We start from the raw sequence: 18,397 nt of genomic DNA, 5'->3' as shown, positions 1-18,397 counted from the left end.
GGTGGCCCTCACCCCGGGAGCAGCCCGTGCGCGCAGCGATCCTGCACAAGACCGGACAGGACACCCTGGACGTCCGTGACGACGTCGAAGCGGTCGGCTTCGGACCGGGCATGGTCCGGGTCCGGCTGCACGCCGCCAGCCTCTGCCACTCCGACCTGTCCGCGATGTCCGGCGTGCTGCCGCAGCCCGCGCCGTTCGTGCCGGGCCACGAGGGCGCCGGCGAGGTGGTCGAGGTCGGCGAGGGCGTGACGCGGCTCGCGCCCGGCGACCGGGTGGTGCTGTGCTGGATGCCGCCCTGCGGCGACTGCCCCGCCTGCCGGGGCGGCCGGAGCCACCTGTGCGTGGCCTCGCTCCGCCGGCTCTCCACTCCGACGTTCCGGATCGGCGGCGACACCGACGCGTACGGCTTCTACAGCACCGGCACCTTCGCCGAGGAACTGGTGGTCGCCGCCGGCACCTTGCTGCCGGTGCCCGCCGACCTGCCGTACGACCTGGCCGCGCTGATCGGTTGCGGCGTCACCACCGGACTCGGCGCCGCCGTCAACACCGCGCGGGTGGAGCCCGGTTCGGCCGTCGCCGTGATCGGCGCGGGCGGGGTCGGCATCGCCGCCGTCCAGGGCGCCCGGATCTGCGGCGCCGCCCGGATCACCGTGGTCGACCCGGTGGCCTCCCGCCGCGAGCGGGCACTCGGCTTCGGCGCCACCGAGGCGATCGCCCCCGAGGACCTCAAGTCCGCCGCCCGCGGCGTCCCCGGCGGCGGCTTCGACTACGTCTTCGAGGCCGTCGGCCGCTCCGAGACCGTCCGGGCCGGCTACGACGCCGCCCGGCGCGGCGGCGCGGTGGTGGTGATCGGCGCGGGCGCGGCGGACGACCGGGTCTCCTTCAGCCTGGGCGAACTGTTCTTCAACGAGAAGCGCCTGCTGCCGTCCATGTACGGCGGCGGCGACGTCCGCCGCACCGCGGACCGGGCGATCGACCTGTGGCGGGCCGGCCGGCTCGACCTGGCCGGAATGATCACCCACCGGCTGCCGCTCACCGAGGTCAACGAGGCGATCCGGCAGATGCGCAGCGGCGAGGCACTGCGGACGGTGCTCACGGTCGACTGACGGCCTTCGGCTTTCGAACGGCCGACGCCCCCGGCGCGTCAGGACGGTGACGGGCCGGGGGCGTCGGCGGTGCGAGGTGGTCGTGCGGCGGGCCGTCCGGCCCGCGACGGCCCGAACGTCAGCGCCGGTGGCGGCCGTGCGGGTCCGCGTCCGCGCTGTCGTCGTTGGCGGTGGTGCCCCGGTGCCGGCCGTGAGCCACGCCGTCGGCGCTCTCGTCGGCGCCGGGCGCGCGGTGGTCGTGCTCGGTGGTGTCGTCGATGGACTCGGACATCTGGTCAGTCTTCTCCGTGCGAATGGGCGGTCTCTGCGAAAAGGTGCACCGGTACGCCTCGGCGCACCGGTGTGCCAGGGACCCGGACAGCAGGAAGCAGGCCGCCATCGTGGTCGGCCCGCGCGGGGCCACGATAACGGCCGGATCGAATCGGAGCCTACCCAAACCATGCGCGTCGCGCCCCGAAACCCGCACCCGGCGGTGCCGTCGTCAAGTGGCCGACGGCCACGATCCGTTCGGCGATCGACCTGAATGTCCGGGATGCCCGTTCGCCACCATCGGACACGCCCCCGTCCACCGCCGGCCTGCCCGGTCGACCAGGCCCAGTGCCACCCAGCCCGTCGCCGCGGCGACCGCACCGACGGGCAGTCCATCGGCCGCCACCAGCCGGCCGGTCGTGCCCAGTACCGTCAGTTCCACCGTCGTGAGGAGCGGCGCCGTCCGGCCATGGCGTCCGAAGACGTGCTCGGCGGTGCGCGCGAACAGGCGCAGCAGCACCACCGCGGGCAGGACCCCGGCGAAGAACGCCGCCGCCGGCCACGGCGACAGCAGACCCAGCACCGCGCCCGCCGAGGCGGCCGGTGCCGTTGCCTTACGCAGCAAGGAAGTTCGTGGATCCGCCGGACCGGCCGCCCGGGCCAGTGTCGACGCGGCCGCCCCGAGCACCAGCAGGGCCGCCGGTCCGGCGATCGCCCGGCCCGTGGGGCGCCCCGCCACCACGGTGTCCAGGACCACACCTGCCGACCCGGGCAGAGCCAGTGCCGTCGCCGCCTCCAGCGGTACCGACACCGTCAGCGCGACCGGCCTCCAGCCTCGCACGAGTCAACTCCGGGCAGATGTGAGGGAACCAGGACGGGTGGGCGGGGCGGCCGAGGGCCGTGCCCGCCCCCGCGAACGGGAGCGGACACGACCCGGGCCGGGCGCCCCGGCGTCAGGCGATGGTGAAGAGCAGGCAGGTCAGGGCGAGACAGGTGAACTGGCACCCGTCGCCGTGGCCGCCCAGCTCGACCGACTCCACCTCCGGCAGCTCCTGCAGGGCGGCGAGGTCGGTCTCGAACGCGGTCATGTTCTCCATGGTGTTTCCTCCCCTATGGGTTCCGTCGGGCACGGACGTGTCCGACGACTGCGACGGGAAAACCCGTCGCAGGTCCGGCCCCGCCGATCGCGCTCCGGGCCGCAGCCGGGCAGGCCGGCGGGCTCCCGCGCGCGGCGGGAAATCTTCTGCTGAACAGGCGGGTCAGGCGGGTCTGCCGGTGCGCAGGAACCTCGCGAGCAGTTCGTGCAGCACGGCCGCGCCCTCCTCGGCGAGCACCTCGTGCCCTGCGCCCGCCGCCTCCACGTAGCGGAAGTCGGCGCCCTCGGCCCGGCCCAGCCGCAGCAACTCGTGCCGCAGCAGCCGGGACTGACCGACCGGCACCACCTCGTCGCGGTCCCCGTGCACCACCAGCAGCGGGGTGCGCAGCCGGTGCGCGAGGAGCAGGACGTCGCGCGGGCCCCGGGCGTCGTCGATCGGCAGGTCGCCGCCGAGCCGGGTGGTGAGCGCCCGGACGGGGGGCGAGGCCTCCGCGAGCAGGCGGGCGCCGGACAGGAACGGCGCCACCACCGCGCACCGCGACACCGTCCCCGCCGGGGCGTGCGCCGCCGCGAGCAGCGCCAGGAACGCGCCGTAGCTGACACCGAACAGGGCCGGCGGCTCCAGACCCAGCGCGGCCCGTTGCCCGGCCACGCCCTCCAGCAGCGCCAGCACGTCGTCCAGGTCGGGGCCGCCCCACGCGCCGCGGATCGCCATCGCGAACTCCGTGCCGTAGCCCGTCGAACCGCGCTGGTTCGGGGCGAGCACGGCCAGGCCCTGCGCCGTCATCCGCTGGAGCGCCGGGTCGAACTCCAGCCGCCAGGCGTCCGCCGGGCCACCGTGCAGCGCCAGCACCAGGTGCGGGGCGGACAGCCAGTGCTCGCCGCCGTACACCACCGCCTCGACCGGCCCCGCCGGGCCGGCCAGTTCCACGCACCGCGCCGACTGCCACCGGCTGCCGTCCCCGGGCCCGGCCGAACCGTCCAGCCGCCAGCCGTCCGGCCGTGCCGTGCCCGGCAGCAGCGCGTCCACGTCCAGGGTGGCGAGCGCGGCCGGGCGGTCCGGCGCCGAGTACGGCATCCGCAGGCCCGCCGGCGACCAGTGCCCGACCGCGCCGAGCCGCCCCGGCGGCACCGCCAGCGGGTCGAGCCGCCCGCTGCCCGGCTGCCACAGCACCAGCGAGGACGCCGCGCCGTGATCGACCTGGAGCACCACCCGGGGCTCCGCGCCCGGCGCGGGCGGGGCGAGCGCGATCGGCCGCAGCAGTCGGCCCGGCTGGTGCAGGCAGTCGGGGAAGCGCACCGGATCGGCGCCGCCGATCAGCGCCCAGCCCAGCCGGTCCGCGCCCGGCGCGTCGCTGCGAAGCATTCCGAAACCCGTCGCCGGGTCGAACAGCACCAGCCGGTCGTTGCTGGTCCCGCCGAGTTCCAACAGTGGTGTGGTGGAGCCGAGTTGGAGATCCAGTACGACGGTCTTGACCATCCCGTCGGCCACCCGGTCGAGCGCCAGCAGCCGGCCGGTCGCGTCCAGCCACACCCCGCCGCCGTGCAGCCCCGGCAGCTCGGCCATCTCGCGGGGTGCCGAACCGTCCGCCGCCAGCAGCCACACCGTGGTCACCGGGCGGGTGTCGGTGCCGAGCAGCACCGCGACCGGCGCGCCCGCCGCCCCGGCCGGGCCGGGCATCGCCAGCATCCGCAGACCCGGCAACCGCATGTCGGCCAGCGGGAGTTCGGGCTCCCCGGGCGACAGCAGCACCAGCGCGTGCCGGTCGCCGTCGTGCCGGCACACCAGCACCCGCCCGTCCGGCAGCGCGGCCAGCTGCGACCGGAGGCTCTCCGCCCGCCCCTCCGACAGCACCACCGGCGCCGCCTCGCCGTACTCCGGCAGCCGCCAACTCTCCACCTGCCAGGCGCCGTCGGCCCCGGCCGCCAGGCAGGCCGCGTGCGAGCCGTCCCCGGCGAAGGTGAAACTCAGTCGCCGCAACGCCTGCGGCGCGGTGCGCACAGTCGCCGTGCTCATCGGGGACCTCCTGCCGAACGGTGGCGCAACGGTCGGGTGGTGGGCGGGAGTTGACGGCCCGGACAGCGTCGGGGCAGGGCGAGCCGCGGCTCGGCGCACTTCTTCATTGCCGCCCTCCCGTCGCGGTCCCGCTCAACTCCGGTGCGTCGAGTCGAGGTGGCGTCAAAGTGCCTGCTCGGTACGGCTCCGGGTCGGACCACAGGCGCGGTCCCGGGTGGCGCAGGCGGAGCAGGAAGGCGAGCGGGCCGGTGGTGCCGGTGCCGTACGCGGGGGTGCAGCCGGTGCCGGTCTCGTCGGGGAGGACCAGCAGGCCGTCGCGGAGTGCGGCGCGGGCGGCGATCAGCCGGGCGAGCTCGTGGGCGCCGTGCCGGAAGCGGCTCTCGCCGGTGGCCCGGGCCAGGTCGAGCAGGTACTCGCCGTTGCCGGCCAGGCCGTGGCAGGCGGAGACCCCGCTGTGCCAGCGGCCGTCCAGGACGGCCCGGCCGGCGGCCCGCGCCAGCCGGCGGGCCCGGTCGTCGCCGGTGGCCTGCCAGAACCGGATCAGGAAGGTGCCGACGCCGGAGGAGCCGCTGCACCAGTGCGCCAGCCGGACGTGCGCCGGGTCGCCGTGGCTCTGCGGCCACCACGCGGCCTCGCCGTCCCACCGCGCGGTGGCTTCCAGGGTCTGTACGGCCAGCTCCGCGCCGACCATCAACTCCCGTGCGGAATCCGACAGTTCGGGGTCGGCGCTCAGCCGTTCGGCGCAGGCCAGCAGGAAGGCGCCCACGCCGGCCACCCCGTGGGCGTGGCCGAGGTGCACCGCCCCGGCGAGCGCCGAGTCGAAGTCGGCGGGCACCGGCCAGACCGTCCCGTACGGTTCGGTGCGGGCGGCGGCCAGCAGGGTGCGGGCGCAGTGCGCGGCGCGGTCGAGGAACTGGCGTGCCCCGGTGGCGCGGTGGGCGCGCAGCTGGAGGAATCCGGCCCCGGCGGCGCCGTGGCAGATGTCCGGGTTGGGCCAGACCAGCGGGACCTTCATCGCCATCGCGGCGGCCCGTTCGGCGAGGCCGGGGTGGTCGAGGGCGTCGGCGGCGTCGAACAGCGCCCAGGCGGCGCCGGAGCGGCCGAAGTGCAGACCGGGCAGCACCACGGGTTCGGCGGCGCAGCGCCGTTCGATCCAGTCGGCGGCCGCCCGGGCGGTGGCCCGGGCCTGTTCGCGGACGGGTTCCGGCAGCGGCGCGAGGCTCGCCCGGGCCAGCACGGCGAGCACACCGGCGGCGCCGTGCTGCACGTTGCACGGGTCGGTGAGCTGCCCGGAGGCGACGGCCGGCCACAGCCGGTCGCGCCGCTCCGGGGTGGCGGTGGCCGCCAGGTGACGCAGACCGTCGTGCAGCAGCCGGTCCAGCGGTGGCGGGGTGGCCGGGCCGACCGGGCCCGGGACGTGGGCCTGCCCGGTGGGCGCGGTGAGCTCCTTCCGGACCCGGGCCAGGCTCCACCGCCGCTCGGGCTCCTCGGCGCGCAGCCCGAGCACCAGCGGTGCCAGCCGGCGTGCGGTGAGGCCCTCGCGGGCGGCCGGTGCCAGCCAGCGGCCGAGGCGTTCGGCGACGGGGCGGGCGAGCGGCCGGTCGTCCGGCAGCAGCGGGTCGTGGCCGGTGGCGAGCAGGAAGTAGAGGCCGCCGAGCGCGTACAGGTCGGCGCGGGGGTCGGCCAGATCGGTGCGGTGCGGGCCGGCGTGCTCGGGGGCGCGGTACCCGGGGGTGCCGGCGGTGCCGGCCAGTGTCCCCGGGGGGACGGCGAGTTCGAGGTCCACCAGGCGGACGGTGCCGTCCGGCCGGACCAGCACGTTGCCGGGGGAGAGGTCGCGCAGCACCAGCCCCTGCTCGTGGACGCGCTCCACCAGGTCGAGCAGCGCCAGCGCCAGCGGTCCGGCCTCCGCCCACGGGACGTCGGGGGCGCCGTCGCGCCGCAGCCGGGCCGCCGCCCAGCTGCCGAGCGCCTGGCCGGGGACGCGCTCCTGGACGAGGAACAGTGAGTCCTGCTGCTCGACCAGGGCGTGCATCCTCGGCGTCAACCCGGTGTCGGCCAGTCGGCCGAGCAGTTCGGCCTCGTTCCGCAGTGCCGTGCGGGCGTCGGTGCCGGCCCGGTCGACCTCGATGTGGGCGCGGGCCTGCTTGACCACCACCTCGGCGCCGGTGGCCGGGTCGGTGCCCAGGAACACGCCGCCCTTTGCGCTGTGCCGCAGCGCGGCGGTGAGCGCCCAGCGGCCGTCCAGCAGCACGCCGGCCCGGCGCCCGCCCGTCCTCGCCCCCGTGTCGGTGGTCGATCCCGCCCCCTCGACGGGGTCGACCACCCATGGCGGGCAGCGGTAGGACGCGGTGCGGACGTCCTCGACCGACTCGCCGTCCGGGCCGCGCAGCATCGAGCGGTACGCGCCGTCGTTGCCGAGCAGCGCGCGGCCGGCGAAGCCGCCGTAGCGGTAGTGCACCAGGCTGCCGGGGCGGTACGGGCGGTCGGAGAGAATCGCCGGTCCGGGCATTCCCTCGGTGGCCCGGTGGAGTTCCTCGGCGAGCCGGCGGAATTGTTCGTCGCCGTCCGGATAGACGGTGATGAATTTCCCGGCCGAAGCCCGGTCGCTGTTGCGGGAATTGATTTCGTGCAGGCGTTCCCGGTCGGCGGTGAACTTGAAGGCACAAGGGTCTTCGGCGATCACCGCTGCGACCGCGGCCAGCACCTCGGCCCCGACCGGGGAGGCGGCGGCGACGTGCAGCTTCCAGCCCTGTTCGGGCAGTTCGCGGCCGGGCGGCCGGACCGTGCACCAGAAGCCCTCGACCGCGATCGTCCAGTCGCCGTCTCCGCCCCGGGCCCGGCTGCCGGCCACGGCCGCCCGCGCCACCTCCACCAACGTGCCGTCCGCCCCCGGCTCGTCGTCGACCGGTACCGGCCCCCCTGTCCTGCGCAGCGGTGTGCCCGCCCCCATCTGCTTCACACCCCTTCGCGGTGGACTCGACCGATCGCGGTCTGCGGAAGTTCACGAGAGGCTCGCCCGCGCCGGTCGAATTCCGCCGGGAATTTCGGCCGGTCGCCTTTTTCGACCCCCCGGTCGAGGCAACTCTCGTTCGCAGGACTGAAGTTACTTTCGGGGAGGGGGTGACTCAACACCGGACGAGTCACTTCACTCTTAAGGGTGATCGGGATTCGTTTTCGAATACGTTCGCCCTGACGGGTCTGGGCAGGGCGTTCCACGCGCCCACCGGCCCGCCGGCGCTGCCGACCGCCCGGAAGTGCCCGTTCGGACGCCCGCCTACCGCTTGCCATCGTGTTGACGCTCAGGTGTGCGAGTCGTCCGCAGGGTGGGTGGTGGACGGGCCCGGCCGGGCGGGGCCGTGGCACGCGGTAGTCTCGACAGGTGCCGAAACTGTCCGACGTCATCGCCGTGCTCGAAGAGATCTACCCCCCGCAGTGGGCGGAGTCCTGGGACGCGGTGGGCCTGGTCTGCGGCGATCCCGAGGCCGAGGTGGGCCGGGTGCTGTTCGCCGTCGACCCCGTGCAGGCCGTGGTGGACGAGGCCGTCGAGTGGGGCGCCGACCTGCTGATCACCCACCACCCGCTCTACCTGCGCGGCACCACCACGGTCGCCGCGACCGGCTTCAAGGGCCGGGTGGTGCACACCCTGATCAAGCACGACATCGCGCTGCACGTCGCGCACACCAACGCCGACCACGCCGACCCGGGCGTCTCCGACGCCCTCGCCGAGGCCGTCGGACTGAAGGTCACCGGCCCGCTGGTGGCCGACCCGACCGACCCGGCGGGACGCCGCGGCAGCGGCCGGATCGGCGAACTCCCGCAGCCGATGACGCTGAGCGCGTTCGCCGCCCAGGTCGCCGCCGGACTGCCCGCCACCGCGGCGGGCGTCCGGGCCGCCGGCGACCCGGAGCAGCAGGTGCGCCGGGTCGCGGTCTGCGGCGGCTCGGGCGACTCCTTCCTCGCCGAGGCCCGCAAGGCCGGCGTGGACGCCTACCTCACCGCCGACCTGCGCCACCACCCCGCGTCCGAGGCCACCGAGGCGGCACCCGTCGCCTTGGTCGACGCCGCGCACTGGGCCACCGAGTGGCCCTGGCTCACCCTCGCCGCCCGCGAGCTCACCAGCCGTGCCACCGACCGCGGTTGGCCACTGGAGACCCGCATCTCCACCCGGGTCACCGACCCGTGGACGGCGCACGCGCCGATGCCGTACGCCCCCTGACACCCGTCGAACCCACACACAGGAGCCATCCCGCGTGAACGCCGCGCCCGCCGACCAGATCCGCCTGCTCGACCTGCAGGCCATCGACTCCCGTCTCGACCAGCTGGCCCACCGGCGCCGCACCCTGCCCGAGCACGCCGAGATCGACAAGGCCACCGCCGACCACACCGCCCTCAAGGACCTGGTGGTCGCCGCCCAGGCCCAGCTCGGCGACACCACCCGCGAGCAGACCAAGGCCGAGGCGGACGTCGAGCAGGTCCGTGCCCGGTCCGCCCGCAACCAGCAGCGGATGGACTCCGGCGCGGTCACCTCGCCGAAGGACCTGGAGAACCTCCAGCACGAGAACGCCTCGCTGGCCAAGCGCCAGGGCGACCTGGAGGACATCGTGCTGGAGGTGATGGAGCGCCTGGAGTCCGCGCAGACCCGGGTCACCGAGCTCACCGCCCGCCTGGAGCACTCCGCCGTCGTGGTCGCCGAGGCCGAGGGCCGCCGCGACGCCAAGTTCGCCGAGATCGACGGCGAGGTCGAGAAGGTCCGCCGCGACCGCGAGGCCGTCGCCAACGTCATCCCCGCCGACCTGATGAAGGCCTACCTGCGCCTGCGCGAGCAGCAGGGCGGCGTCGGCGCGGCCCGCCTGTACCAGCGCCGCTGCGAGGGCTGCCGCACCGAGTTCTCCATCACCGAGTTCAACGCGATCAAGGCCGAGCCGGCCGACAAGGTGCTGCGCTGCGAGAACTGCGGCCGGATCCTGGTCCGCACCGGCGAGTCGGGCGTCTGACCCCGGTGGCCGGAGCCCGGTTCATCGTCCAGGCCGACGGCGGCTCCCGGGGCAACCCGGGGCCGGCCGGCTACGGCGCGGTGGTCCTCGACGCCCGCACCGGCGAGATCCTGGCCGAGGCCGCCGAGTTCATCGGACGGGCGACCAACAACGTCGCCGAGTACAAGGGCCTGATCGCCGGGCTGAAGGCCGCCCGCGCACTCGACCCGGACGCCCGGATCCTGGTCGAGATGGACTCCAAGCTGGTCGTCGAGCAGATGTCCGGCCGCTGGAAGATCAAGCACCCCGACATGCAGCCGCTCGCCGCCGAGGCCCGCGGCATCGCCGGGCGCGGCAACGTCGAGTACACCTGGATCCCGCGGGAGAAGAACAAGGAGGCCGACCGGCTCGCCAACGAGGCGATGGACGCCGGGAAGCACGGCCGCCAGTGGGAGCCCAAGGCCCGGGCCGCCGCCGCCCCCGTGGTGGACGAGCCGCTGCCCGCCGCACCCGCACCCCGGGTCGGCTGGGCCGGGCCCGCCGACCTCGGCACCCCCACCACGCTGGTGTTCCTCCGGCACGGCGAGACCCCGCTCACCCCGCTCCGGCAGTTCTCCGGCAGCACCGGCAGCGACCCCGGCCTCTCCGAGAAGGGCGTCTGGCAGGCCGAACGCACCGCCGAGGCGCTCGCCGCCCGCGGCACCGTGCAGGCCGTGGTCTGCTCGCCGATGCTGCGCACCCGGCAGACCGCCGAGGCCGTCGCCCGGCGCCTCGGCCTGGACGTGCGGATCGAAGAGGGCCTGCGGGAGCTCGACTTCGGCGACTGGGAGGGCCTCACCTTCGCCGAGGTGATGGAACGCCACCCCGACGACCTGACCGCCTTCTTCGGATCCGCGAAGGCCAAGCCCACCGGCAGCGCCGAATCGCTCACCACGCTCGCCCACCGGGCCGGGCAGGCCCGCGACAAGATCCTCGCCCGCTACCCGGGCAAGACCGTCCTGGTGGTCTCGCACGTCAGCCCGATCAAGACCCTGGTCCGGCTCGCCCTCGGCGCCCCGCCGGACGCCGTGCACCGGATGGAACTCTCCGCGGCCTCGCTGTGCGCCGTCCAGTACTACAGCGACGGCAACGCCTCGCTGCGGCTGCTCAACGACACCTCGCACCTGCGCTGACGTCGTCGTGGTGGCGGACGGTCAGTGCACGTCCGTCACCACGACGTCCAGCTGCCACGGCTTGCGGGCCGTGCCGCGCGCCGCGACCTCCACCCGGTAACCCAGCTGCGCCAGCGCGTCCACCAACTCGCCCGGCGAGGACGGCTCCAGGCCCGCGGCCAGCAGGTCGCGCACCAGACGGCCCTTGGTCGCCTTGTTGAAGTGGCTGACCACGGAACGCTTCAGCACCCCGTCCACCTCGCGCTCCTGCAGCACCCGCACCGTCACCGTCCGGCCCGCCACCTCACCCGCCGGCTTCCACGCCGCCGCGTAGGCCGAACTGCGCAGATCCAGCACCAGCCCGGCCGCGGCCTCCTCCGGCAGGACGCTGTCCATCGCCGTCCGCCAGTACGGGCCGAGCGCGCCCAGCGGCGGCAGCTTCACGCCCATCGCGCAGCGGTACGGCGGGATCCGGTCGCCGATCCGCACCGCGCCCCACAGGCCGGAGAACACCAGCAGCGAACGCTCTGCCAGCGCGTACGCCCGCTCGTCCAGCTTCGCCAGGCCCAGATTGTCGAACAGCACCCCGGTGTACACCTCGCCGGCCGGGCGCGCCCCCGCCGTCAACAGCCCCGCGTTCTTGGCCACCTCCCCGCGCAGGCCCTTGCTCAGCCCCAACACCTCGGCCGCCCGCTCCTCGTCCCCCGCACACAGCTCCACCAGCGCCGCCAGCGCCTTCTCCCGCGCCCCGGTCAGCCCCGCCAACGAGAGCCCCGCCACCTCCACCGGCACACCCGCCTCCGGCGCGGCCTTCCCCTCCGACGGCGGCAGCAGAACCAGCACGGCAACACCTTTCAACGACCCACAACAGACCCGGTCAACCCTAACGACCAGCGGGTCCGCACCCCGAATCCGCGACCGTCCGCACTGTGGCGCGGTGTGGTTGCCGCCGTGCTCCGGCGAACTACCGCCCGCGGGCGGCGACCACCGCCGCGCCCGTGCCGAGGGCCAGGCAGAGCGGGGCGTAGACGCGGCGGTCCAGGCGGACGAAGTCCGGGGTGCGGCCGGTGAAGACGAGCGGGCCGGCCAGGGCGCGGGTCAGCAGGGCGCCGGCGACGCCCGCCGCGCCGGCGGTGCGCAGGCGGCGCGGGCCGACCGGGGGCAGCACTCCGCCGCGGGCGGCGACCAGGTAGGCGCCGGTGCCGAGCAGCCCGGCCACGGCCAGGCAGGCTCCGGCGGAGGGGAGTCGGTCGGGGGCGACGCCGACCACCAGGTCGGCGAACTGCTCGCGGTCCCGGCACGGCCACGGCGAACGGGACCACACCGCGTGCAGCGCGCCGACGGCGGCCAGCGTGCCCGCGACGGCGGTCGCCGTGGCCCGCACCCCGCGCCCGCCTCCGGCCGCGTCCGTCCCGTCCCCGCAGCACCGGCACTCCGAACCCGGCGCCACCCACTGCCGATTGTCCGTCCGAGCTGTCACGGCCCCACCCCTTCCCACGGCCAATCCCCGTGCACCGCCGCCGGTTTCACGGCCGGTCCGGGTGCACCAACCACGCTACTGCGCCTTACGCTGCGACCATGCCGCGCCGAAAGCTCAGCGTCCGGGCCGCCCAGACCGCCAGGATCAACACCGAACTCGCCGACCTCAGAAGCCTTCTGGAGATCCGCACCGACTGGCCGCCGGAAGTCCTCGCGGAGGCCGAGCGGGCTGCCTCGCTGCCCCGCCTGCCCGAGTTCGACGCCACCGACCTCGACCTGTTCACCCTCGACCCGCCGGGCTCCCGCGACCTCGACCAGGCCATGCACCTGGCCCGCCGCGGCGGCGGCTACCGGGTGCACTACGCGATCGCGGACGTCGCGTCCTACGTCTCGCCGGGCGGCGCGATCGACACCGAGGCCGGCCGGCGCGTCCAGACGCTGTACTTCCCGGACGGCAACGTGCCGCTGCACCCGGCCCGGCTCTCCGAGGGCGCGGCCAGCCTGCTGCCGGGCGAACTGCGGCCCGCCCTGCTCTGGCAGCTCGACCTGGACGCCGACGGCGCGCTGCTACTGGCCGACGTGCGCCGGGCCCGGGTCCGCTCACGACGGCGGCTGGACTACGCCACCGTCCAGGGCCGGATCGACGCCGGCGGCGCGGACGAGCAGCTCACCCTGCTCGCCGAGATCGGCCGGCTCCGCGAGGCGCAGGAAGAGGCCCGCGGCGGGGTCAGCCTGCCGATCCCCGAGCAGGAGGTGGAGGCCGTCAACGGCGGCTACCGGCTCCGCTACCGGGCGCCCCGGCCCGCCGACGGCTGGAACGCCCAGCTCTCGCTGCTCACCGGCATGGCCGCCGCCGAGCTGATGCTGGACGCCGGGATCGGCCTGCTGCGCACCCTGCCCACCGCCCCCGAGTCCGCCTTCGAGCGGCTGCGCCGGGTCGCCGCCGCACTCGAGGTGCCCTGGCCGGACGGGCTGCCCTACCCGCAGCTGATCCGCTCCCTCGATCCGACCCGCACCGCTGACGCCGCGTTCCTGAACGAGTGCACGGGCCTGCTGCGCGGCGCGGGCTACCACGCGTTCGACACCGCCCGCGGCACCGTCCCGCCCGCCGACCCCGGGCACGCCGCGCTGGCCGCCCCCTACGCCCACTGCACCGCGCCGCTGCGCCGCCTCGGCGACCGGTACGCGCTGGAGGTCTGCCTCGCGGTGGCCGGCGGCACCGATGTCCCGGGCTGGGTGCGGGACGCCCTGCCGCTGGTGCCCGCGCGGATGAGCAGCGGCGACCGCCGCGCGCACGCGGTGGAGCGCGCCTGCGTGGACCTGGTGGAGGCGGAGCTGCTGCGCGGCCGGGTGGGCGAGGACTTCCGGGCGGTGGTGATCGACGTGGACGAGCGCCGGCCGGGCACCGGCACGGTGCAGCTGCGCCGTCCCGCGGTGGTCGCCAAGTGCGACGCTGCCGACCGGCTGCCGCTGGGCCGCCGGGTGACCGTCCGGCTCACCCTGGCCGACCCGGTCGCCCGGGCTGTCCGGTTCGCGCTGGTGCCCGACGCACAAGGGCCTTCGGGGGCTGCCGAGGCCGGTGCGATGATCGGAGAATGAGCCGACCGAGCACTGCTCCCGACCGCCGCCGCCGGCTGATCGTCCTGGCCATCTGCTGTCTGAGCCTGTTCATCGTCGGCCTGGACAACACCGTGGTGAACATCGCGCTGCCCGCCATCCAGCGCGACCTGGGCGCGCCCGCGTCCGGCCTGCAGTGGGTGATCGACGCCTACACGCTGGTGCTGGCCTCGCTGCTGATGCTGTCCGGGTCGATCGCGGACCGGATCGGCCGCCGCCGGGTGTTCCGGACGGGGCTGCTGCTGTTCGTGCTCGGCTCGCTGCTGTGCAGCCTGGCGCCGGGCCTGGGCTGGCTGATCGCGTTCCGGGCGGTGCAGGCGGTCGGCGGGTCGATGCTCAACCCGGTGGCGATGTCGATCATCACCAACACCTTCACCGACCGGAAGGAGCGGGCGCAGGCGATCGGCGTGTGGGGCGGCGTGGTCGGCATCAGCATGGCGCTCGGTCCGCTGATCGGCGGGTTCCTGGTGGACAGCGCGGGCTGGCCGTCGATCTTCCTGATCAACATCCCGGTCGGGCTGGCGGCCTTCGTGCTGACGCACCGCTACGTCCCGGAGTCCCGGGCGCCGCGGGCCCGCCGGCTGGACCCGGTCGGCCAGCTGCTGATGGTGCTGATGCTGGGCTGCGGCACCGCCGCGATCATCGAGGGGCCGGGCCACGGCTGGACCTCGCCGGGCATCCTGGCGCTGGCCGGGGTGGCGCTCGCCGCGCTGCTGGTGTTCCCGTTCTGGGAGCGACGGGTGCCTGAGCCGCTGATCGACCCGCGGTTCTTCCGCAGCGCCCCCTTCACCGGGGCCACCGTCACGGCGGTGTGCGCGTTCGCGGCGCTCGCGGGCTTCCTGTTCCTGAACACCCTGTACCTGCAGAACGTGCGGCACTACGCCCCGGTGGTGGCCGGCCTGTGGACGCTGCCGATGGCCGGGCTGACGCTGCTGACCGCCCCGCTGTCCGGCCGGATCGTCGGCAGCCGCGGCCCGCGCCTGCCGCTGCTGGTGGCGGGTGCGGCGATCGCCGCCAGCGGGGTGCTGCTGACCGGGCTGACGGCCGACTCCTCGGCCCTCCTGCTGCTGCCCGCGTACGCGCTGTTCGGGCTGGGCTTCGGCATGGTGAACGCGCCGATCACCAACTCGGCGGTCTCCGGCATGCCGCTGGCCCAGGCCGGGGTGGCCGCCGCGGTGGCCTCCACCAGCCGGCAGGTCGGCCAGTCGCTGGGCGTCGCGGTGATCGGCTCGGTGGTGGCCGGCGCGGTCGCCTCGGCCGGGAGCTTCACGCCCGCCACCCACGCCGGCTGGTGGATCGTGGCCGGCCTGGGCCTGACCGTCTTCGTCCTCGGCCTGGTCACCACCACCCCGTGGGCGGCCGGCACGGCGGCCCGGGTTGCTGCTCGCTTCGACCGCCAGGTCCCGGGCGGGGTACGGGAAGCCTCCGCGGAGCGGCTACCATGACCCTTACGGCGGACGAGCCGGCCGGGCGGTCGCGTCGGGTCCCTTCTGGGGGCTCGCCGAGGAACGTCCGGGCTCCACAGAGCAGGGTGGTGGGTAACGCCCACCCGGGGTGACCCGCGGGACAGTGCCACAGAAAGTAGACCGCCCACCGCTTCGGCGGCGGGTAAGGGTGAAACGGTGGTGTAAGAGACCACCAGCGACCGAGGTGACTCGGCCGGCTCGGTAAACCCCACTCGGAGCAAGGTCAAGATCGACACCCTCGGGTGTCGTGCGCGGGTGTTCGAGGGCTGCTCGCCCGAGCTCGCGGGTAGACCGCACGAGGCTGTCGGCAACGGCAGCCCTAGATGGATGGCCGCCTCCCCGGGCCGCGCAAGCACCCCGGGAGACAGAACCCGGCGTACAGGCCGACTCGTCCGCCGCCTTCGGGTTCTCCGCCGCACGCCGAATGCGTGCCCGCGTGATCGTGTGCCAACTCTCCGTGTTTTCGCCATCGGCTTTCCGGAATGGGCAAAGCGCTGTCCGAATGTCGATTCGTCGGCGTACCGCCAATTCGCTGTCGAGTTGTTTCGGCGCGGACATTTCAACTTCGGACACGGCGAAGGGGCGGTCACCTTTCGGTGACCGCCCCTCACTTGCTACCGGACCGCCTCAGGCCCAGCGGGCCCGCGGATAGGTCAGGCCTTGCCCCAGGTGTTGGTGGACCACAGCGCGCTACCGTTGGTCGGGGTGCTGCCCGCGCGGTAGGTGACCATGTTGCCGTCCGACTGGATCCGGGTCCACGCGCCCGGGTTGTCCCAGGTGCCGTTGGTCCAGTACGCGGCCTTGTCGTCGGCCACGCCGAAGACGCCGCTGGGGTCCTGGACCGTGAGCGCGCCCGGGTGCCCCTGGGTGTTGGCCGCCCAGATGACGCCGCCGTCCTTCTTGCGGTAGAGCACCAGGTTGCCGTCAGCCTGCTGGATCAGGATGGTGGTGCTGGACTCCAGCCAGTTGTTCGCGAAGATGGCCTGGCCGTACTGACCGGTGCCCTTCAGGTTGTCGGCCGGCGAGTCGACGTACTGGCCGTTCACGTAGTCCGGGAAGAAGCCGGCGTCGTTTCGCCAGTACGGGGTGCCGCCGTTCGAGTTGCCGACCAGCAGCTCGCCGCCGTCCAGGACGAACACGGCGTTCGTCTTGTTCCAGGTGCCGGTGGACCACACGGCGCTCACGCCGTCCTGCTTGTAGATGACGAAGTTGCCGTCGGCCTGCATGACGGCGGAGGCGCCGTTGTTGCCCCAGGTCTTGCTGGACCACAGGACCTGGATCTGCTTGCCGTTGTCAGCGGTCAAGTACTGGACCAGGTTGCCGTCGGTCTGCATCGTCAGGGTGCTGTAGCCGACCTTCACGCTGTCGCCCGGCTTCAGGCTGTCGCCCGGGTTCAGCAGGGCGTAGGTCGGGGTGACGATGACGCCCTGCGGGGCGGCCTTGGCGGTCTTGGCCTGCGCGGCGACCTTCGGCATGGTGCGCGCGGTCGACGCGGTCTTCACGGCCTTGGTGCTGATCTTGCCCTTGGGCGCCGGAGCGGCGGAGGCCGCCGGCACCGCGACGGCCGTCATGGCACCGGCTGCGATCAGCAGCGCGGCGGCACGAGTGAACGTGCTCATACGCATGGGTCCCCCCTCGAAGAGAAATGGCTGGAGCCCGTGATGAATCCAGCGGAGAATTCATACACCCAGCCGCGGACAGTGTTGCAGGCGGGGTGGGTAACTCGCGAGGGATATTCGTACGAATCGTCAGCAGACCTTCGCCGCAACGCCGAAGAGCCCGGCCGCGCGAGTGCGGACGGGCTCTTCGGGCAATGCCGGCGGAGGGTCAGCCCACCGAGGAGTTGTAGCTCTCGATGGCGGGCTGGAGCTCCTTGGCGGCGTCCGCGAGCGCCTGCTGGGCGGTCTTGGTGCCCGCGATGGTCTGCTCGATCGCGGTCTCCACGCCCTTGCGGGCCTGCGGCATGACGCCGAGCAGGCAGCCGGCCGTGGCCGTGGTCGGCTTGGTGGCCTTCAGCTGCTCGATCGCGGTCTGGAACTGCGGGAACTTGCCCACCCACTCCTTGTCGGCGGGCAGGTCCAGCGCCTTGGAGTTGACCGGGAAGTAGCCGGTGCCGGTGTGCCAGACGGCCTGCTGCTCGGGGGCGGTGAGGAACTTCTCGAACTCCCAGGAGGCGCGCTTCTGGGCGTCGGAGTGGCCGGGGCCGGAGATCCACAGCGAGGCGCCGCCGATGATCGGGCCGCCCTGGTCACCGGCCGCGGTCTTCGGGAACTGGGCGGTGCCGACGGTGAACTTGGCGGCCTCGGTGTAGCCGCGCAGCACGCCGGTGGACTCCAGGTGCATGGCGACCGTGCCGGCCTTGAACGCGGCCTGCGCGTCCGGGGTCTGACGGCCCGTGTTGGCCGCGTAGCCGCCCTTGACCAGGTCGGCCCACCACTGGACGATCTCGGCGCCCTTGGCGGAGTCGAAGGCCACCTTGCCGGCCTTGCCGCTGCGGCCGTTGTCGGCGTCGCAGTACAGCGCGCCGTTCTCGGCCAGCAGCTGCTCGACGAACCAGCCGTAGATGGCCGCGCCGAAGCCGTACCGGACGGTCTTGCCGCTGTCGTCCTTCTTGGTCAACTGCTTGGCCATGTCGCCGAGTTCGGCGAGCGTCGTGGGCGGCTTGGCCGGGTCGAGGCCGGCCTCCTTGAACGCGTCGTCGTTCAGGTACAGCAGCGGCATCGAGGAGTTGAACGGCATCGACTGCAGCTTGCCGCCGACCGAGTAGTAGTTCCGGATGTTGGCCTGCAGGTCGTCCAGCGAGTAGCCGTCCTTGTCGGCGAACGCCTGCGCCGGGACGGTCTGCTTGGAGTCGATCATGAAGCGGGTGCCGATGTCGTAGACCTGCACCACCGCGGGCGTGGCCTTCTGCTGCACCGAGGCCTTGTACTTGGCGATCAGGTCGTCGTAGGTGCCCTGGAACAGCGGCTTGACCTCGATCTTGCCCTGGTGCGCGGCGTTGAACTGGTTGACCAGGGCGGTCAGCTGCTCGGCGTTCTTGCCGGTCATCGAGTGCCAGAACTCGATGCTGGTCACACCGGACGCCTGGTCCAGCGCGGAGGCGGCCGGGGCGCCGGACTCGTCGGAGGAGCCGCCGGAGCCGCTCGAGCTGCAGGCGGTCAGGGCCAGGCCGGACACCAGCAGCGCGGCGAGCGCGCGGGCACTTCTCTTCACGGGTTCTCTCTCTTCTGCGAGGGTTGG

At 74.2% G+C, this 18,397-nt stretch carries 15 protein-coding genes and 1 other RNA gene; 7 read left to right on the top strand and 9 right to left on the bottom strand.

What is annotated here, in order from left to right:
- The first annotated feature begins 26 nt into the window (after nucleotides 1-26).
- The gene (locus tag ACIHEI_RS10080; RefSeq protein ID WP_392947684.1) at nucleotides 27-1,106 is read left to right on the top strand and encodes an alcohol dehydrogenase catalytic domain-containing protein; all 1,080 of its coding nucleotides are present in this window, start codon (nucleotides 27-29) and stop codon (nucleotides 1,104-1,106) included.
- A 118-nt stretch (nucleotides 1,107-1,224) separates the two neighbouring features.
- On the opposite strand, the gene ACIHEI_RS10075 is transcribed toward ACIHEI_RS10080, so the two are convergent.
- The 5 genes from ACIHEI_RS10075 to lanL all read right to left on the bottom strand — a co-directional run bounded on the left by ACIHEI_RS10075 (nucleotide 1,225) and on the right by lanL (nucleotide 7,421).
- Nucleotides 1,225-1,377 carry a hypothetical protein gene (locus tag ACIHEI_RS10075; protein ID WP_387643360.1) on the bottom strand — a complete coding sequence of 51 codons (153 nt, stop codon included), beginning with the start codon at nucleotides 1,375-1,377 and terminating at the stop codon, nucleotides 1,225-1,227.
- Nucleotides 1,378-1,587: 210 nt separating this feature from the next.
- A complete protein-coding gene (locus tag ACIHEI_RS10070; protein ID WP_396606286.1) occupies nucleotides 1,588-2,196 on the bottom strand; it encodes a hypothetical protein in 609 nt (202 codons plus the stop codon).
- A 112-nt stretch (nucleotides 2,197-2,308) separates the two neighbouring features.
- Nucleotides 2,309-2,452 (bottom strand): VenA family class IV lanthipeptide, encoded by a 144-nt coding sequence (locus tag ACIHEI_RS10065; RefSeq protein WP_396606285.1) that lies wholly within the window; start codon nucleotides 2,450-2,452, stop codon nucleotides 2,309-2,311.
- Nucleotides 2,453-2,614: 162 nt separating this feature from the next.
- The gene (locus ACIHEI_RS10060) at nucleotides 2,615-4,468 is read right to left on the bottom strand and encodes an alpha/beta hydrolase family protein (RefSeq protein ID WP_396606284.1); all 1,854 of its coding nucleotides are present in this window, start codon (nucleotides 4,466-4,468) and stop codon (nucleotides 2,615-2,617) included.
- A 103-nt stretch (nucleotides 4,469-4,571) separates the two neighbouring features.
- On the bottom strand, nucleotides 4,572-7,421 hold the full coding sequence (gene lanL, locus ACIHEI_RS10055; protein WP_396606283.1) for a class IV lanthionine synthetase LanL: 2,850 nt from the start codon (nucleotides 7,419-7,421) through the stop codon (nucleotides 4,572-4,574).
- 429 nt (nucleotides 7,422-7,850) lie between these two features.
- Here lanL and ACIHEI_RS10050 point away from each other — a divergent pair, with 429 nt between their 5' ends.
- Genes ACIHEI_RS10050 through ACIHEI_RS10040 form a run of 3 tightly spaced genes read left to right on the top strand, consistent with a single transcriptional unit; the run spans nucleotide 7,851 to nucleotide 10,616 of the window.
- Nucleotides 7,851-8,687: a Nif3-like dinuclear metal center hexameric protein gene (locus ACIHEI_RS10050; RefSeq protein WP_387643367.1), complete on the top strand. Its 837-nt coding sequence runs from the start codon at nucleotides 7,851-7,853 to the stop codon at nucleotides 8,685-8,687.
- Nucleotides 8,688-8,721: 34 nt separating this feature from the next.
- Nucleotides 8,722-9,465, top strand: coding sequence for a zinc ribbon domain-containing protein (locus ACIHEI_RS10045; protein WP_392947699.1), 744 nt, complete (start codon nucleotides 8,722-8,724; stop codon nucleotides 9,463-9,465).
- A 5-nt stretch (nucleotides 9,466-9,470) separates the two neighbouring features.
- Entirely contained in the window at nucleotides 9,471-10,616 is a 1,146-nt protein-coding gene (locus tag ACIHEI_RS10040; RefSeq protein WP_392947702.1) for a bifunctional RNase H/acid phosphatase, read from the top strand.
- Between the two features lie 21 nt (nucleotides 10,617-10,637).
- Here ACIHEI_RS10040 and yaaA read toward each other — a convergent pair whose 3' ends face one another.
- Together yaaA and ACIHEI_RS10030 are read right to left on the bottom strand one after the other, a co-directional pair.
- Nucleotides 10,638-11,438 carry a peroxide stress protein YaaA gene (gene yaaA / locus ACIHEI_RS10035; protein ID WP_396606282.1) on the bottom strand — a complete coding sequence of 267 codons (801 nt, stop codon included), beginning with the start codon at nucleotides 11,436-11,438 and terminating at the stop codon, nucleotides 10,638-10,640.
- Nucleotides 11,439-11,559: 121 nt separating this feature from the next.
- Nucleotides 11,560-11,979 (bottom strand): DUF3995 domain-containing protein, encoded by a 420-nt coding sequence (locus ACIHEI_RS10030; RefSeq protein WP_396606281.1) that lies wholly within the window; start codon nucleotides 11,977-11,979, stop codon nucleotides 11,560-11,562.
- 194 nt (nucleotides 11,980-12,173) lie between these two features.
- On the opposite strand from ACIHEI_RS10030, the gene ACIHEI_RS10025 reads away from it, so the two are divergent.
- The 3 genes from ACIHEI_RS10025 (at nucleotide 12,174) to rnpB (ending at nucleotide 15,552) form a co-directional block, all read left to right on the top strand.
- On the top strand, nucleotides 12,174-13,673 hold the full coding sequence (locus ACIHEI_RS10025; protein ID WP_396606280.1) for an RNB domain-containing ribonuclease: 1,500 nt from the start codon (nucleotides 12,174-12,176) through the stop codon (nucleotides 13,671-13,673).
- Nucleotides 13,670-15,136 carry an MFS transporter gene (locus ACIHEI_RS10020; RefSeq protein WP_396606279.1) on the top strand — a complete coding sequence of 489 codons (1,467 nt, stop codon included), beginning with the start codon at nucleotides 13,670-13,672 and terminating at the stop codon, nucleotides 15,134-15,136. Before ACIHEI_RS10025 ends, ACIHEI_RS10020 begins: the two co-directional genes overlap by 4 nt.
- Before the next feature lie 13 nt (nucleotides 15,137-15,149).
- An RNA gene (gene rnpB, locus ACIHEI_RS10015) (RNase P RNA component class A) lies at nucleotides 15,150-15,552 on the top strand.
- Nucleotides 15,553-15,810: 258 nt separating this feature from the next.
- On the opposite strand, the gene ACIHEI_RS10010 is transcribed toward rnpB, so the two are convergent.
- Complete coding sequence (locus ACIHEI_RS10010; protein ID WP_396606278.1) at nucleotides 15,811-16,776, bottom strand: hypothetical protein; 966 nt, start codon at nucleotides 16,774-16,776, stop codon at nucleotides 15,811-15,813.
- A gap of 208 nt (nucleotides 16,777-16,984) precedes the next feature.
- Entirely contained in the window at nucleotides 16,985-18,370 is a 1,386-nt protein-coding gene (locus ACIHEI_RS10005) for an ABC transporter substrate-binding protein (protein ID WP_387643382.1), read from the bottom strand.
- Nucleotides 18,371-18,397: the final 27 nt, after the last annotated feature.

The organism is Kitasatospora sp. NPDC051984 (assembly GCF_044593455.1).
GTDB lineage: Bacteria > Actinomycetota > Actinomycetes > Streptomycetales > Streptomycetaceae > Kitasatospora.
The sequence above is the reverse complement of the archived record's forward strand: the minus strand, read 5'-3'. Positions and strand labels throughout refer to the sequence as shown.

What these genes read in the sequence shown, in the direction of transcription:
- ACIHEI_RS10075 (WP_387643360.1), bottom strand. Translation starts at nt 1,377, where the DNA reads ATGTCCGAGTCCATCGACGACACCACCGAGCACGACCACCGCGCGCCC.
- ACIHEI_RS10065 (WP_396606285.1), bottom strand. Translation starts at nt 2,452, where the DNA reads ATGGAGAACATGACCGCGTTCGAGACCGACCTCGCCGCCCTGCAGGAG.
- ACIHEI_RS10060 (WP_396606284.1), bottom strand. Translation starts at nt 4,468, where the DNA reads ATGAGCACGGCGACTGTGCGCACCGCGCCGCAGGCGTTGCGGCGACTG.
- lanL (WP_396606283.1), bottom strand. Translation starts at nt 7,421, where the DNA reads ATGGGGGCGGGCACACCGCTGCGCAGGACAGGGGGGCCGGTACCGGTC.
- ACIHEI_RS10025 (WP_396606280.1), top strand. Translation starts at nt 12,174, where the DNA reads ATGCCGCGCCGAAAGCTCAGCGTCCGGGCCGCCCAGACCGCCAGGATC.
- ACIHEI_RS10020 (WP_396606279.1), top strand. Translation starts at nt 13,670, where the DNA reads ATGAGCCGACCGAGCACTGCTCCCGACCGCCGCCGCCGGCTGATCGTC.
- ACIHEI_RS10010 (WP_396606278.1), bottom strand. Translation starts at nt 16,776, where the DNA reads ATGAGCACGTTCACTCGTGCCGCCGCGCTGCTGATCGCAGCCGGTGCC.